12 protein-coding genes are annotated in these 15,041 nt (G+C 49.0%); 4 read left to right on the forward strand and 8 right to left on the reverse strand.

Going from position 1 to position 15,041, the window contains the following annotated elements; all coding sequences use genetic code 11:
• Nucleotides 1-52: 52 nt before the first annotated feature.
• Nucleotides 53-2,119: a beta-galactosidase gene (locus MHB80_RS20580; RefSeq protein ID WP_341278718.1), complete on the reverse strand. Its 2,067-nt coding sequence runs from the start codon at nt 2,117-2,119 to the stop codon at nt 53-55.
• Between the two features lie 142 nt (nt 2,120-2,261).
• Here MHB80_RS20580 and MHB80_RS20585 point away from each other — a divergent pair, with 142 nt between their 5' ends.
• Together MHB80_RS20585 and MHB80_RS20590 are read left to right on the forward strand one after the other, a co-directional pair.
• The gene (locus MHB80_RS20585) at nt 2,262-3,089 is read left to right on the forward strand and encodes an AraC family transcriptional regulator (protein WP_341278719.1); all 828 of its coding nucleotides are present in this window, start codon (nt 2,262-2,264) and stop codon (nt 3,087-3,089) included.
• A gap of 185 nt (nt 3,090-3,274) precedes the next feature.
• The gene (locus MHB80_RS20590; RefSeq protein ID WP_341278720.1) at nt 3,275-4,459 is read left to right on the forward strand and encodes a M20 family metallopeptidase; all 1,185 of its coding nucleotides are present in this window, start codon (nt 3,275-3,277) and stop codon (nt 4,457-4,459) included.
• 147 nt (nt 4,460-4,606) lie between these two features.
• Here the strand turns inward: MHB80_RS20590 and MHB80_RS20595 are convergent, their stop codons facing one another.
• From MHB80_RS20595 to MHB80_RS20605, 3 genes are all read right to left on the reverse strand, one after another.
• Nucleotides 4,607-5,191, reverse strand: coding sequence for a GNAT family N-acetyltransferase (locus MHB80_RS20595; RefSeq protein ID WP_341278721.1), 585 nt, complete (start codon nt 5,189-5,191; stop codon nt 4,607-4,609).
• Between the two features lie 190 nt (nt 5,192-5,381).
• Nucleotides 5,382-5,654, reverse strand: a complete 273-nt coding sequence (locus MHB80_RS20600) for a CD3324 family protein (protein WP_341278722.1) — start codon at nt 5,652-5,654, stop codon at nt 5,382-5,384.
• A gap of 315 nt (nt 5,655-5,969) precedes the next feature.
• Entirely contained in the window at nt 5,970-6,947 is a 978-nt protein-coding gene (locus MHB80_RS20605) for a D-glycerate dehydrogenase (protein ID WP_341278723.1), read from the reverse strand.
• 137 nt (nt 6,948-7,084) lie between these two features.
• Here MHB80_RS20605 and MHB80_RS20610 point away from each other — a divergent pair, with 137 nt between their 5' ends.
• A complete protein-coding gene (locus tag MHB80_RS20610) occupies nt 7,085-7,951 on the forward strand; it encodes an AraC family transcriptional regulator (protein ID WP_341278724.1) in 867 nt (288 codons plus the stop codon).
• Nucleotides 7,952-8,322: 371 nt separating this feature from the next.
• Here the strand turns inward: MHB80_RS20610 and MHB80_RS20615 are convergent, their stop codons facing one another.
• From MHB80_RS20615 to MHB80_RS20625, 3 genes are all read right to left on the reverse strand, one after another.
• Nucleotides 8,323-9,048 (reverse strand): response regulator transcription factor, encoded by a 726-nt coding sequence (locus MHB80_RS20615; protein ID WP_341278725.1) that lies wholly within the window; start codon nt 9,046-9,048, stop codon nt 8,323-8,325.
• A gap of 91 nt (nt 9,049-9,139) precedes the next feature.
• Nucleotides 9,140-10,915: an ATP-binding protein gene (locus tag MHB80_RS20620; protein WP_341278726.1), complete on the reverse strand. Its 1,776-nt coding sequence runs from the start codon at nt 10,913-10,915 to the stop codon at nt 9,140-9,142.
• A gap of 784 nt (nt 10,916-11,699) precedes the next feature.
• Nucleotides 11,700-12,617, reverse strand: coding sequence for a bile acid:sodium symporter family protein (locus tag MHB80_RS20625; protein ID WP_341278727.1), 918 nt, complete (start codon nt 12,615-12,617; stop codon nt 11,700-11,702).
• A 223-nt stretch (nt 12,618-12,840) separates the two neighbouring features.
• Between MHB80_RS20625 and yfbR the strand changes: the two genes are divergently transcribed.
• Nucleotides 12,841-13,440, forward strand: coding sequence for a 5'-deoxynucleotidase (yfbR, locus tag MHB80_RS20630; protein WP_341278728.1), 600 nt, complete (start codon nt 12,841-12,843; stop codon nt 13,438-13,440).
• A gap of 209 nt (nt 13,441-13,649) precedes the next feature.
• Here yfbR and MHB80_RS20635 read toward each other — a convergent pair.
• Nucleotides 13,650-15,004 (reverse strand): IS1182 family transposase gene (locus MHB80_RS20635; RefSeq protein WP_341278729.1). Its coding sequence is split into 2 segments (ribosomal slippage): nt 13,650-14,437 and nt 14,437-15,004, totalling 1,356 coding nucleotides; the frame shifts between segments, so codons are not numbered across the junction.
• Nucleotides 15,005-15,041 lie beyond the last annotated feature (37 nt).

Consider the following 15,041-nt stretch of genomic DNA (forward strand, 5'->3'; position numbering starts at 1 on the left):
ATGCAAAGAACCGCGAATTTCATTCGCGGTTCCTGCACAAACGTTGGAATAATTAACGAGATTTACGTTTTAAAATCCGAACATCATACGCAGCAAGCGCCAGTGCAGCCCCCACTTGACCACCATTCAATACATCCTCATAAGAGTGGTCATCGAGCGCCACTTGTTGCTCTTGCGGTGTGAAGTTGGATACGAATACATAGTCTGACTCCCCATCGCCGCGCAGCTGCGCGGTCACGCCTTCAGGCAGCTCGGTATCCAGCACTTTGCGAATGCCTTCCTGCTCCACTAGCGTCTTGAAGAAATCTGTGAAAAATGGTTCTTTATTGCGGGAAGCTACATAATACGCTTTCCCCTTGCCCAAGCGGTTTACCGTCAATGCCGGACGGCCAGCATAGAAATCTTCTCCGTATACGGCCAGCGCCTCTGCGCCTTCAAGATGGATAAGGTCGCAAAGCTCATGCGCTTCGTACTCTCCGGACAAGCCAAGAGCATTGCCTTCCGACATGACTACGCGATTCGTCTCGCCGTCATGAAGGGAATCAATCTCCTCTGACCAAATGCCGAGCGTTTTGCGAAGCGGCCCTGGGAAGCCCGTCAAGAAGCAAAGATCGCTTTCGTTAACGATGCCAGTCCAGTAAGTCGCAATAAACGTGCCGCCATTTTCAACAAACTTCTCAATAGCCTCGCCAACACCTGGACGCACCATGTACAGCATAGGCGCGATCACGATTTTATATGAATCCAATGCGCATTCAGAATCAATAATGTCTACCGGGATGCCGAGCTCCCAGAATGGACGGTAATGCTTGCGCGCTGTTTCCTCGTAATGAATGCCGCAGTTGCGCGGGCCTTGCGAATCTTTGACCGCCCAGCGGTTTTCCCAATCGTAAATGATCGCGACTTCCGGCTTAACCGTTGTGCCGACCACATCTTCAAGCTTCGTAAGCGCATGGCCTACGTCGGTCACATCTTTAAATACGCGGGTATGCTCATGTCCGACATGGTCAACGACCGAGCCATGCAGCTTTTCGCTGGAGCCGCGGCTTTTGCGCCATTGGAAATATTGCACGGTATCCGAGCCATGGGCTACGGCCTGCATGGAAGACAGCAAATGCATGCCCGGCTTCTTCAGCTTGCTGACCGGCTGCCAGTTCGTCATGCTTGGCGTGCTTTCCATCAGCATAAATGGCTTGCCGCCTTTGAGTGAGCGGAAAATGTCATGGTTGAAGCCGATCCAAGCCGCCAGCTCGCTATCGCTTTCCAAGCTGTGCCAAGTTGGGTAAGCATCCCACGAAATCATATCGAGCATATCCGCAAACTTCCAATAATTCAGCCCTTCGAAGTCGAGCATAAAATTAGTTGTAATCGGCAGCTCCGGATTAATGGCACGAAGCGGCTCCATTTCCTTACGGCAGAAGTCCACCGTCTGATCAGTAACAAAACGCATCCAGTCCACATTCATGCCGTGAACAGCTCTTTCTCCGCGGCGCGTTGGTGTATCGACTTGGCTCCAATCGGTATAGGTGTGACTCCAGAACGTCGTCCACCAAGCATCATTCAATGCATCAAGTGTGCCATAACGCTGCTGCAGCCAGCCGCGGAACGCCGCGGCGCACAGGTCGCAGTGACATTCGCCGCCGAACTCATTGGAAATATGCCAGCCAATAACAGCTGGATGGCTCGAATAACGCTCCGCAAGCTTCGTATTCATAATTTTCACTTTCTCGCGGTACACCGGAGAGGAGAAGCAATGATTATGACGTGCACCATGCAGATTGCGAATGCCATTTTCATCTACACGGAGCACTTCCGGGTATTTGGTGGACATCCATGCCGGTCTTGCTCCGCTAGGCGTTGCAAGCAGTGCATAAATGCCATTAGCCGCAAAGCGGTCGAGTAATTGATCCATCCATTCAAAGGTAAAGACGCCTTCCTCTGGCTCAAGGGCAACCCAGCCGAAAATACCCACCGACATGACATTGCTGTGCGATAATTTCATTAAACGAATATCTTCCTCTAAAATATGAGGATATTTAAGCCACTGGTCCGGATTATAATCCGCGCCATGAAGCATTTGGGGAATTTTCGAGCTGATTGGTGGAAATTTGCTGCTCATCTGTTTAACCTCCTGTAATAGCGGCTCTCGTTTGACGAACGCCCATTCTTTAACTATATTCATATTATATAATTCGATTTATCGAAACTAAATCTAACAATATTCTTATCTCTATAAAAATATGAAACAGGATGTGCGGCAAATGGATACAATTGCATTCCCGCTTGTAACAGATACCGAGCTTGCGCTGCCGCTTTTCGTCGACATTATCGGACATTGGGGCAATCAGGAGACAATCGATCGCATGAACGGCTTTCCTCACTATCAATGGCTGCAGGTTGCTTCTGGTGAAGGCGAGCTTATTATCGGGGAAAAAAGCTATTCGGTAAAAAATGGCCAAGGCTTTTGTCTGTTCCCCGGTGTACCGCATCGGTATTATGCCACCCGCGAGCCGTGGGATGTACATTTTGTAAGCTTTGGCGGCAGCCTATGCGAAACGCTGTTCGAGCAGGCAGGCATTACTGAATCTGGCGTCTATTCAACAGCAGATGGAGAGGTATTGATTTCACATATGCGCAGCATCTACGCCATGTCGCAGTCGGACCGCCCTTTCCTCGGGCTGGAATGCTCGAAGCTGCTCTATGCGATGCTGCTCGATCTGATGAAGGTCGTTCGTGTCAGCTCTCATTCGGCGCATCAAAGCTTATCGCGGCTCCATCCCGTCATTCAGTACATTGAAGCACATGCTGGCAGCCTCATTACGATTGAGGATTTAGCAGGTGCGATTCATGTGACGCCGCAATACTTATGCCTACTATTCAAAAAAGCGATGCGCATGCGGCCGATGGAATACGTCAACCGCGAGCGTATCAGCCGCAGCAAGCAGCTGATGTTCCGCGAGAGCACGCTGAAAATGCAGGAAATTGCCAAGCTGTCCGGCTTCGACAGCGCAAGCTATTTCAGCTCCGTCTTCAAACGGCTGGAAGGCGTCGGTCCCGAACAGTTTAAAAAAATGCACGGCATGCGTTAACCCAACTATTCGCATAACGCTCGCTGAGACTAGACGCTTATTAGACACTCGGTACTGCGCCTAATTGGCTTGTTCGCCTTGCATGCCCACTAATGCAGCTAGCTTTCTAGTGGACTGCACGTCATGTTATAATGCCAGCATCTGCTTTATTTAATATGTCGTAACAAGTGGTTGTTTAGAAAGGAATGAAGAGAATATTGAATAAACCTACGATTTTTGAGGAAATCGATCGTCATAGCGAGGAATTCAAGGCAATTTCCCGTTCGATTTTTGCAAATCCGGAGCTTGGGCATGAGGAATTTAAAGCCTCAGCGGCGCTGTGTGCGGAGCTGGTGCGTCAAGGATTTAGCGTTGAACGGGGCACGCTAGGGCTGGCTACTGCTTTCATCGCTACCTATGATACAGGCAAGCCTGGCCCTGTCGCCGCTTTTCTTTGTGAATACGACGCTTTGCCGGAAATCGGCCATGCCTGCGGCCATCATCTTATCTGCATGATGAGCATTGGAGCCGCGGTTGGCTTGAAATCGGTTTTAGAGGCGGGAAGCATTCGCGTCTACGGTACGCCTGCGGAAGAAACGAAGGGCGCCAAGGTGCCGATGGCAGAAGCCGGCTTGTTCGATGATTGCGATTTCGCCCTGATGGCGCATCCTTATCATACGTTTGAAAAATCCGGCGAATCGCTGGCGATGGACGCTGTGCAGTTCGAATTTACTGGAGCGGCAGCACATGCAGCAGCAAGCCCATATGAGGGCATTAATGCGCTCGATGCGGTTATCCAGCTGTTCAACAGCGTCAATGCCTTGCGCCAGCAAACCCGCAGTGATACGCGCATTCATGGCATTATTGATAATGGCGGCAAGGCGCCCAACATTATCCCTGACTATGCCTCGGCGAAATTTTATATTCGCTCGGCTTCGCGCACGTATACGAACGAGCTGACAGCGAAGGTGCTTCGCTGCGCCGAAGGTGCAGCCCTGCAAACAGGCTGCGAGCTGCGCACGAACCATTATGAGCTGTCTTATGATGAGCTGCGCACGAATGAGGCGCTGTCGGAGCAATTTTCCGCCAACCTGCTTGCCTCCGGCATTCAGCCGGAAGAAATTCAAATCGGCAAGGACCATGGCTCGGTCGATCTCGGCAATGTGTCCACACACTGCCCAGCCATTCATCCTTATGTGAAAATCGTCGAGGAGCGTCTGCTGCTGCATACGGAAGGGTTCCGTGATGCAGCCATTACAGAGCAGGCGCTGGAGCGCATGATTTTCGGCGCGAAAATGCTTGCCGGAACGGCTGCGGATGTGTTCAATGACCCGGCTTTGCTAGCACGGATTAGAACGGAGTTTGAGCAGCAATCGTTAAATTTGAATTAAATCGGTAATATAAGCAGCGGTAGTCTAAGACTTGAAAGTAAGTCTTAGACTACCGCTGCTGTCAATTCATTTACGTTCTCTGATAGCCTAATAATCGAAACCGCCTACTCAGGCTTGCCACCAAAATGCTGTTGAATCTTCGCATAATCAGATAACTTGGTTAGAACTCGTACTGAAGCGAAAGATTAGCTTATCGCCATCTTCAGGATGATGTCCAAGCTCTTCGGAGTAATTCCCATTGGTACAAGTGTTAAGGGTGTTGCGCCAGAAATGTTTGGCGCGTTCGTTTCGGTCGGTGCAATTCGTTTGCAGCTCCCAATTTCCTGGCATTATTTTAATAATCTGCCGAAATGCTTCTTCTCCGATGCCCTTGCCTCGATAATTACGTAATAGGAAAAATTCATTCATGTAATAATGAATAGAGGGAGGACATGGTATGAAAGGCGGAGTCGCCACAAAGGCAAGACCCGCAGGCAGATCATCCACTGTGATAAGATACGGGAATAATACGTTTGGGTGCTCCCACCAAATATCAAAAACGCGATTTTGTTCAGTCAAGGTACGGGTATCATCATTTTCAAACACTCCATAACGATTAATTTTGTGTCTCCACACTTCGGATAAATCATGCAAATATAGAGGGTAAATGTTATTGATAATAAACTTCTCCTCTATACCGCATAGTCGAACGGTAACCTTTAATTGATTGATTTCATGATTAACGCGATCCATTTTGCAACCCCTCCGGTTTCGATACTCTCAATGATTGATATTAGTGAAATCACTGGTATGACTAATACCATGATTCTTTCCTAGCCTCAGTATAGAGTGGCTATCGAAACCTTTATAGGCAGAGTATTCGTCCAATCATTTCTTACCTAACAAAAGGCTCGTGTTGGTTTTATCCAACACGAGCCTTTTGTTAGGCTTTCGTATTATAAACAATTTTCTTAATGCTCTCATGGGATAGACAAAAGGAGCTCGCGAGCTCATCCACCGTTATGCGCTGTTGGAAAAGCTTCCGAATCTCTGCGTTTCGGTTCATAAGAAATTCACGATGTCCTGAAACATGTCCCCACTTTTTTCTACTTCCTTTGGGTGCGGGGATATACAGCGTCTTGCCTTGTATATATTTTTGAATTTCACATAGTAAATTTTCTGGTAAAACGTCACTTGCTGAAACATAGTTTTTCATTGGCTTCGCCCCTTCCTCATAATTAGCGATGGAAAGTTGCAAAGCCTACATGACTTACGATGTTTTAGCAGCCTTTTTTCGTTAACGTCTTGTTATACGGTAATAATAGGCTCCATGCAAACAACCGCGTCACTGTCATATAGACTTTGCATGGAGCGAGTCTCGCAACTTCGCATCGGTAAGCCTTCACGAAGCATGGTTTGACTAACATCCTTCATATCGATATCCCTCGTTTCCCATAAAATATGCTTTGTTATAACTATTTCTTCATGATGTGGATGAATTCCTTTTACATTTCGGCATATAAATCCTTCACTAAAATGACTCCTTCAGCTCCGGAATTACATATTGTGGCTCGCGTCCATATAGGCCGTCCACCAGATTGCGGGCGGCAAGCATCGCCATATTGAATCTCGTCTGATGAGTAGCCGAGCCAATATGCGGCAGCAGCACCGCATTGTCAAGCTGGAGCAGCGGATTATCCGGCGTAACTGGCTCTTTTTCAAAAACATCCAGCCCTGCGCCCCGTATCGTACCGCTTCGCAGTGCCTCTACGAGCGCCGCCTCATCAACCGTCTCCCCTCGCGAGCAGTTAATAAAGATGGCGCTGCGCTTCATCATAGCAAACTGCGCCTTGCCAATCATATGCTTGGTCTCCGGCGTTAGCGGCGTCATCAGCACGATGAAATCAGACTCTTGGAGCAGTTGATCAAGCGGGCTGTACTGAACGCCAAGCTGCTGCTCAACGTCTGGCTTGCGCGAACGATTATAATAGCTGACTTCCATATCAAACCCGTATTTTGCGCGTCTGGCAATGGTTTCGCCAATGCGGCCCATACCAATGATGCCAAGCTTGGCGTGATGCACATCAATGCCGAACAAGGATGTGCCGATGCCGCGCTTCCACTCTCCTGCGCGAACGAGCTTGTCAAGCTCCGCCACCCGGCGGGCAGCAGCGAGCATAAGCGCCATCGTCAAATCTGCCACCGTATCATCGAGCACGTAAGGCGTGTGCGTACCGATAATGCCGCGTTTTTTCATCGCATCCAGATCATTATTATTGTAGCCAACGGAAATGTTGCTGACTACTTTCAGCTTCGGTGCCGCCGACAGCAGACGCTCGCTGATCGCATTGCCCGCAGCAAGCAGCCCTTCCACTTCGCTAATTTCTTCCGCCAGCTGCGCGCCGGTAATCCCCTGCTCGCCCTCCCACATCCGGGTATCGCAATGCTCATCGAGGTAGTTTTTCACCTCTGGGGGTATTTTGCTCGAAATAAATACTTTTGGTTTCATGTTATAAACCTCCATTTTCCAGATTTCATGATGTTCCTGCTTTCCTGCTCTTGCCTTTAAGCCCTATCCACTCTACAATAAATCATATTGCCTCCCGGTACCAACAATCGATTTCGTTCCCTGAAGGAGGAGCAGCCTTGGAAGCCTTTAACGAGCAGGTTCCCTACGAGAACCCGTTGCTTTCTATCCGAATTTTTCGAACACAGCGCTCGACCAGCGAATTGATCAAATGGCATTATCACAAACAGCTGGAGCTCATCTATATTATAAAAGGCAGTCTCAAGATCGATATTGAGGATGACAGCCTTGATCTTGAAAGCGGAGACATCGTTGTCCTCGGCTCAAGCCAGCTGCATCGCGACCGTAATGTTGGCAAGCTGGACTATATTGTGCTGCAATTCAATCTCGAGGATTTTTTCGATAACAGCACCATTCCTTATATCCGCTATTTTTCCGAGACGGAAAATCCGCTGAGCCGCGCCAACTATATTTTTCGTGAAAATCAAGCAATTCGGCAGCAGGCAAGCCAAGCTATTACTGAGCTGCTGCATGAAGCAACCCACAAAGAAACCGGCTATGAAATTGCCGTCAGTATCCAGATCAAGCAGCTGCTGCTGCTCATGCTGCGCGGCGACAGCCAGCGCATCCTGGCCAGGCAGGATGATTTTGACCATATCCGGCTCAAGCCCGTCCTTGATTATGTCGAGAACAATCTAGGCGAACGCATTCAGGTGGAGGACATGTGCCGAATTGTAAATATGAGCTACTATTATTTCGTTAAGTTTTTCAAAAAAACGATTGGCCTTTCCTTTACCGAATACGTTAATTATCGCAAAATTAAATGGGCGGAGCGGATTTTGCTCACGAAGGACTTAAGCATTGCCGACGTAGGCGAGCGGATTGGCATGCCGAATATGGCCCATTTTTATAAAACCTTCAAAAAATACAACGACTGCTCCCCCAAGCAGTTCCAGCGCAAAATGCTGGAATGGGACCGCAGCTAAAGCTAATAGCTCCTCTGATTTAGGTTCCCATTTTCGTCTTTGGTTGTTAAGCTCTTAATCTTTGTTCTTTGTCTTTTGTACTTTTGTACTTTTGTTCTTCCTGCTCTTCAGACTTTGCTTTTTTTATTGTTTTTTAGGAGGAGCGAGGAGAGGAGGGGCTGGTGTGGAGAGGAGTGAAAGGTTTGAGCTGGAGAAGCGAAGCGTTCGCTTTTGCTGTCCAATTTCTACGATGCGGAGCATAGTTCAGAGAAATTGGGCAGCAATGGCGATCGTAGGCCAAACCTTTCACGCAGCGCAGCACAGCCCTTCCTCACCGAGCCGCCGCGCGCGTACACGCACCCCTAACAACCCATAAAAAAAGCTTGTCCACCTTAACTTTTAGGTGTGACAAGCTTTTTGTGCATAACGAGCTTATAGCCGACGCCGCGAATCGATTCGATTTGCACCGACTGCTGTCCCAGCTCCAGCTTTTTGCGAAGCGAGCTGACATGCACATCTACGGTACGCTGACCGCCAATGTAATCGAAGCCCCACACGACATTCATGAGATCGTCGCGCGTAATAACCATGCCTGGCCGCTGCACAAGATACAACAGCACTTCAAATTCCTTCGGACGCAGCGGGATCGATTCCCCATTCAGCACGACCTCATATTTATCCGGATAGATCGACAGCTCGCCCGCTGTAATGATCTTCTCTGTCGTTTCAGGCATCATGTTATCGTCCTGAAGCTGAGTCCGGCGCAGCACCGCAGATACGCGCGCCAGCAGCTCGGCAACGCCGAACGGCTTAGTAATATAGTCATCCGCACCATGCTTCAGACCTTGCACGACTTCTTCCTCGGCATTGCGGGCTGTCAAAATAATGACCGGTGTCCGCAGGCCATTTTGACGCAGGCGATTTAAAATGTCGAAGCCGTTCATTCCCGGCAGCATAATATCCAAAATAATGAGATCAAAACTGCGCTGCAGCGCAGTTTGCAAACCTTCTCCACCATGATCGGCGACCGTAATTTCGTAGCCTTCCTGCGTCAAATTGTATGACAGAAGTCTAGCGAGTGTCGGTTCGTCTTCAATGACAAGCACTTTATGCGACATGGTAACCTCCAGCATTATTACATTTATTCATCCCTATTCTAACATGAAATTATATAGAAGTGGTAAACCTTTTGCGCTAAACGTGAAACCGCTACTGCTGAAGCACGGGCAGCTCAATAATAAATGTCGTTCCACGGCCCACTTCGCTCGTTACCGATATCGTTCCTTTGTGCAGCTCAATCAAATGCTTCACGATCGACAAGCCAAGTCCCGTGCCGCCTGAACTGCGCGAACGCGCCTTGTCCACCCGGTAGAAGCGCTCAAAGATGCGCGGCAAATCCTTCTTCGGAATGCCGATTCCCGTGTCGCTGATACGTATGCGGATATGGTCCTCGTTTATGCCTTCCATTTTCACGGTCACCCGCCCGCCCTCTGGCGTATAGTTGATGCCGTTCGAAAGCAAATTCATCACAATTTGCCGCAGCCGATCCTCATCCGCTTCCATATATAGGCCTGCTTCCAGGTCCATCTTCAGCTCAATTACCTTGCGCGATGCCTCCGCCTCCAGCAGCTTGAGCGTTTTATCCATAAATATATCCATATTGACTGGTGAAAAATAAAGCGGAACCCGCCGCGACTCGATTTTCGACAGCTCCAGTATATCCCCGATCAACCGATTCAGCCGATCGCTCTCATCAAAAATAATTTGCAAAAACGAGCGCGAAGTTTCCGCATCATCTACAGCTCCTGCGATCAGCGTCTCCGCAAAGCCTTTAATCGCCGTAATCGGCGTTTTCAGCTCATGCGATACATTCGCAACGAATTCGCTGCGCATCCGCTCCAAGCGGCGAATAGCTGTCACATCCTGCAGCACGAGCAGCATTCCCTCATATTCTTCTCCCTCTTGCTCGATCGGCACCAGATTCAGCTCCAGCAGCCGCTCCTCGGGAAAATAGAACGTAACCTCCTCGCGGATATGCTCGCGAGTTTCCAGCCCCTCCTGAATCATTTGAGCCAGCTCAAATTGCTGTTTGCCTTCGGCGTAATGGCGCCCAACGAGCTCGCGTGCCGAGAAGCCAAGCAATTCCTCTGCGTGCCTGTTCATCAGCACGAAGCGGCCGGTACGATCAATCATGACGACGCCGTTGATCATGTTGTCCAGCACGCTTTCCAGCTGGCTTTCATTTTGGCGGATCTGCGTCATTTGCACCTGCAGGCTGTCTGCCATGGCGTTAATCGCATTGCCAAGCTCGCCAATCTCATCCTGCTTGGCTACCACCACGCGCGCCTGATAATCCATATTTTTAATCCGCTTCGCAACGCTTGTAATTTGCTCAAGCGGCCGCGTCAGACTGAGCGCAATACGGTAGCTGACAAAGGCAGCAGCCAAAAACAGCAGCAGCAGTCCGCCGCCAATCACCGTCCATACGTTGCGGATGCTCTGCTCTACATCACTGAGGCTCATCGCCAATCGGATAACATTGGAGTTCGGGTTGCTGCTATCGCTCAATATCGCCACATACAGCAGATTCTGGTGCAGCGTATCGCTTTCCCTGATCGTGCGGCCGACGCCGTCCTCGCGCGCTTCGGCTACCTCCGAGCGGCTGTTGTGATTGTCCATCGTGGACACTTCATGATCCGAGTCGCCCACTACGATACCATCACCGGAAATAAAGGTGACCCGTGCGCCGGTGAAGCCTTTCAGACTTTTTGCTTCCTCGGTAAAATAAGGCTCCACCTCGCTCAGCGTGCCCTGCTTCCATTCCATTTTCGCCAAAATGATGTGCATTTCCCGTACCATATTGTCTTCCAAAGCACTAATATGATTTTGCTTGAACGTATTTGCCATAATAAGTCCGGCCGCCGTAACGGATAAAGCAATCATTAAAATCATAATAATCGTCAGCCGATTTCGAAAGCTGTTCACACCAACCACTCCTCGTGTTCATTGCACTCGTTTATTATAAAATCAGGGGACTGGTGCTTCGCTGCGCGAAAGGTTGGTCTTCCGATCGCCATTGGTGTTGATTTTCCTGAACAATAGATACTCTATCGGAAGAAAAACAACACCAAAAGTAGATGCTTACGAAGCTGCTTTCCTACGGAAAGCTTTAAACGAACACTTCGTTTCTCCAGACCAACCTTTCACTCCGCTCGCACCGTCCACCTGTTTTCTAAAAAAACCTTGTCCATCCTGAACATCTTATCATACAGGTATAGAAAAATGGCACCTGCATTTTTCATAAAAAAAACCCTATAAGGATGCAGCGGACAGCTTATCTTTACAGATAAACTCGCCCACTGCAAGCCCTATAGGGATTATGCTCCGCTTTTCCGCAAAGGCAATGGCTATTCTAAAGCAAATATATTATTATTGTAAATTCGATTTACAAAGCCTTTTCATACCTTTAATAACCAAATACCTTCCAAGATTGGAGACCAATTAGCACCGACTCGTCGCCAGGGATAAGGACGCGAATGACTAGAATCAGGTGATAATGGAGTAAAAACACTGAATGCTTATTTGAGTCTAATTTCATTGATATTACAACCTTTTATTGTATACGACTGAATACTACAATTATAGTATTTCAAGTTGTAAGGGTCAATGTAAATCAGACCGTTGCCATTCATCCCCCCACTTTAGAAGAGGGAGAATTCTGACAACTAACGGTTAAAAATTGCGTCATGATGCAATCTTTCAAGTGCTCCTATATCCTTAAGTGTTCTCTCCTTTTTTGCATCTTTTGCAAAATAAAATGATGGAGCGTCGCCAGTGGCTGCTGCACCATAATAGACAGAACAACGGGTACGGCGGCCAGAGGGCTGAAATAGCCGAGCGCCAGCACCATGCCTAAGGAAATGTTGCGCATGCCTGTCGCAAACGATACCGTAATTTGCACTTCTTTGCTTACTGCACGCATCGTTCCGATAAAGCCGACAGCGTAGCATAGCGAGACGAGCAGCACAACGAGCGGCAGCAGCTTGAACAGATCGCCCTTAAGCTGCTCGGTATAGGGAGCAATTGCCGCCGCATTCAGCGCAACTACCGCCACAAAGCACAGCTTTGAAAGCGGCGCTGCTACCGGTTTAACCTGCTCCTGCAGCCGCCCTCGGCTCAATTGATGAAGCAGCACGCCGAGCAGCGTTGGCAGCACGATGATGAGCAGCAAATCCAGCATGAGCGGTGCGCTCTCGATCTCTACTGCCGTTTGAAAAAATAAATGGAGCCCCGCAGGCACGACGAACGGGCATAATGCCGAATCGATAACGACCATCGCAAGCATGAGCGGCACGCTGCCGCCTGACATGCCTACCCACAGAACCGTAGACACGCCCAGCGGAATAATGGTAAACAGCACAAGCCCCACCACATAGGGCGACGATGCGCCAAACAGCAGCGTGCCAAGGCCATAGGCGATAATTGGACAGAACACATGCGCGAGCAGAAACGTCCAGGCAAGCACGCCCGGCCTCTTCATAACCGCTCCAAGCTCCTTCACCCCGCAGCCAAGCGCCATTGTCAGCGTCACATAAGCGAACAAATAAGGCACGGCAGCCACCATGCTGCTAAGCCTATCGGCGAATATAAAGCCAGCAATTAACGAAAAGGGAATAATAACAAACATCCATTGCTCAAAATAACGGTTAAAAGCTAGTCCAAATGCTTTCGTAAGCCATCCCTCTTTTGTTAGGTTCTAGAAGTCTATACAAGCGGTGTTTTCAATAAAAATAAAATCAAGATGCTAGGGGCAGCCTAGCTGCACTTGCATTCAGCCTTTATAATAGCATAGAACAGCAAGCGTCTTTTGCTTTCATTTCCATTTTATCGCACAAAGGAGTCCGCATCTTATGGATAGTCATTTTTTTGCTTACATGTACCGCCTCAACTATATTGAGCGCTGGAGTCTCATGCGCAATACGACAAAGGAAAACGTCGCCGAGCACTCCTTCCATGTCGCCCTGCTCGTGCATATGCTTTGCGAAATCGGCAATTCGCTTTTTGAAAAGCAATATAATGCTGATCGCGCGGTGACGCTCGCTTTGTTCCACGATGCGACGGAGGTGTTTACTGGCGACATTCCTACGCCGGTCAAGCATCATAATCCTAAAATGCTCGCCAGCTTTCGCGAGCTTGAAGCGCTCGCCGCTGAGCGGCTGCTTGCCATGGTTCCTGAGCCGATGCAGAAAACCTATGCCCCGCTGCTGGGCAAGCACCACGGCAGCATTTCTTCTGAGGAGCAGACGCTTCAAGCGATGGTGAAGGCCGCTGATTTGCTCGACGCTTACTTGAAATGCCTCAATGAACTATCGGCAGGCAATCGCGAATTTCTCGTGGCACGGGGTCAAACTGAGCAAGCGCTGGCTGCATTAAATATGCCCGAGGTTGAATGGTTTCTCACCCATATGGCGCCAAGCCTCGGCATGACGCTTGATGAGCTGTCTGACTGAAGCTAAGCAGGGCTAGGCTGTGTCGTGCTGGAGACACTTATCCAAGCGTATTCATCCTGGCTGCTCCATACCTGAAATGGAAGAAAGGACGGAATAAATCCCGTCCTTTCTTCCATTCAGATTGTCGAGAAACCCTACGTCTTGTTCCAAGACGCTTGGGTTTCTCTTTGTTTTGGGGATCCAAACGAAGCTAAAGGAGGAGGATTCCTCTATTGCGCCCTCCTTTCAAGATAGAGGGCGATCTTCTTCATGTTTTGCACGGCTGCGGTCATCAGCGCTTGCTCCGTAGCATTGCGCAGTCCCCGCAACCGGCAATAGCGAAACCCATGGAGCTGTTTAGCATCCGCGAAGCTTCGCTCAATCGTCTCTTTTCGTTTTCGGTATAGCCTTTTGCCTGACTTGCTGAGGCGGTTTAATCGCACTTGCTCCTTACTATTCTCCCAGATGTGCCGCGTGACGATCTTTCGCTTGTTGCGAGATCGCGTACATTTTTCCAGGACAGGACAAGCGGCACACCTCTTCGGATCCGAAGCATAATGTCGGTACCCGTGACGATCCGTCGTGCGGTACACCAGTTCCTGCTGCTCGGGACAGCGGTACACGTTTCGCTCGGCCTCATACGTGAATTTCCACTTCGGGTACAACCCTTGCGTGGGATGAAATCTGCGATGCGCGATGACACCAAAGATTTTACGTTCTTCCAGCCCTTTGCAAATGGGCGTGGTCATGTAGCCTGAATCTAAAGCAACGGCTTCTACCTCAAAACCAAAACGTTTACGCTGACGGTCTAATCGAGAGAGATACGGGACGGAATCATGGACGTTGCCTGCGGTTACGAAAACATCGGTAATGAGGTTGTACTTCACATCAACGGTGCGATGATCCAAATAAAAGAAGCCTTCTGGCTTGCCTTCCCGAAACATATATCCGCTGTCCGGATCCGTTGTGCTCACCTTCACTTCCTTGTCCTCGTTCACCTCCTCCCGTGGTTTTAGTGCTTTTTTCCTTGGGTTTGACGATCCGTTTCAACGGCTGCATTTAGCTCATCGAGATAATCTCTTGTGTTTTGCTTGACTTGTTCTTTCGTGTATTTGTTTTTGTTCGCGTTCGCTTTGACATGGGTCGAATCCGAAACCAGCACACGGCCGCCAACCATGCGATGCGAGACGGCTTGCAGCACAATCTCATCAAAGATGTCTTGAAAAACAGAAGTATCTTTAAACCGGGTACGCCGGTTCCAACTAATCGTTGTATGGTCAGGCACACGATCCGTTAATCCCAGTCCTAAAAACCAACGATACGCGAGATTCGTTTGCACTTCGCGTTCAAGCTGACGTTCGGAACGAATCCCGTAGAAATAGCCCAGAAAGATCATCTTGAAAAGAACAAGCGGATCAATGGCTGGACGCCCGTTATCTTGTGAATACAGATGTCGAACCTTTTCATCAATAAAGGAAAAATCAATATACTTGTCGATCTTGCGAAGCATATGATCAGCAGGCACTAAGTCTTCTATGGAAACGAACTCGTAACTTTGTTGTTTATCTCGATTAGAACGCAGCATAGGGCGACACCTTCCGTTCGTATAAGTTATCTTTATT

Origin of the sequence: Paenibacillus sp. FSL H8-0537 (genome assembly GCF_038051995.1) — a bacterium.
In the GTDB taxonomy this organism is placed as follows: Bacteria; Bacillota; Bacilli; order Paenibacillales; family Paenibacillaceae; genus Pristimantibacillus.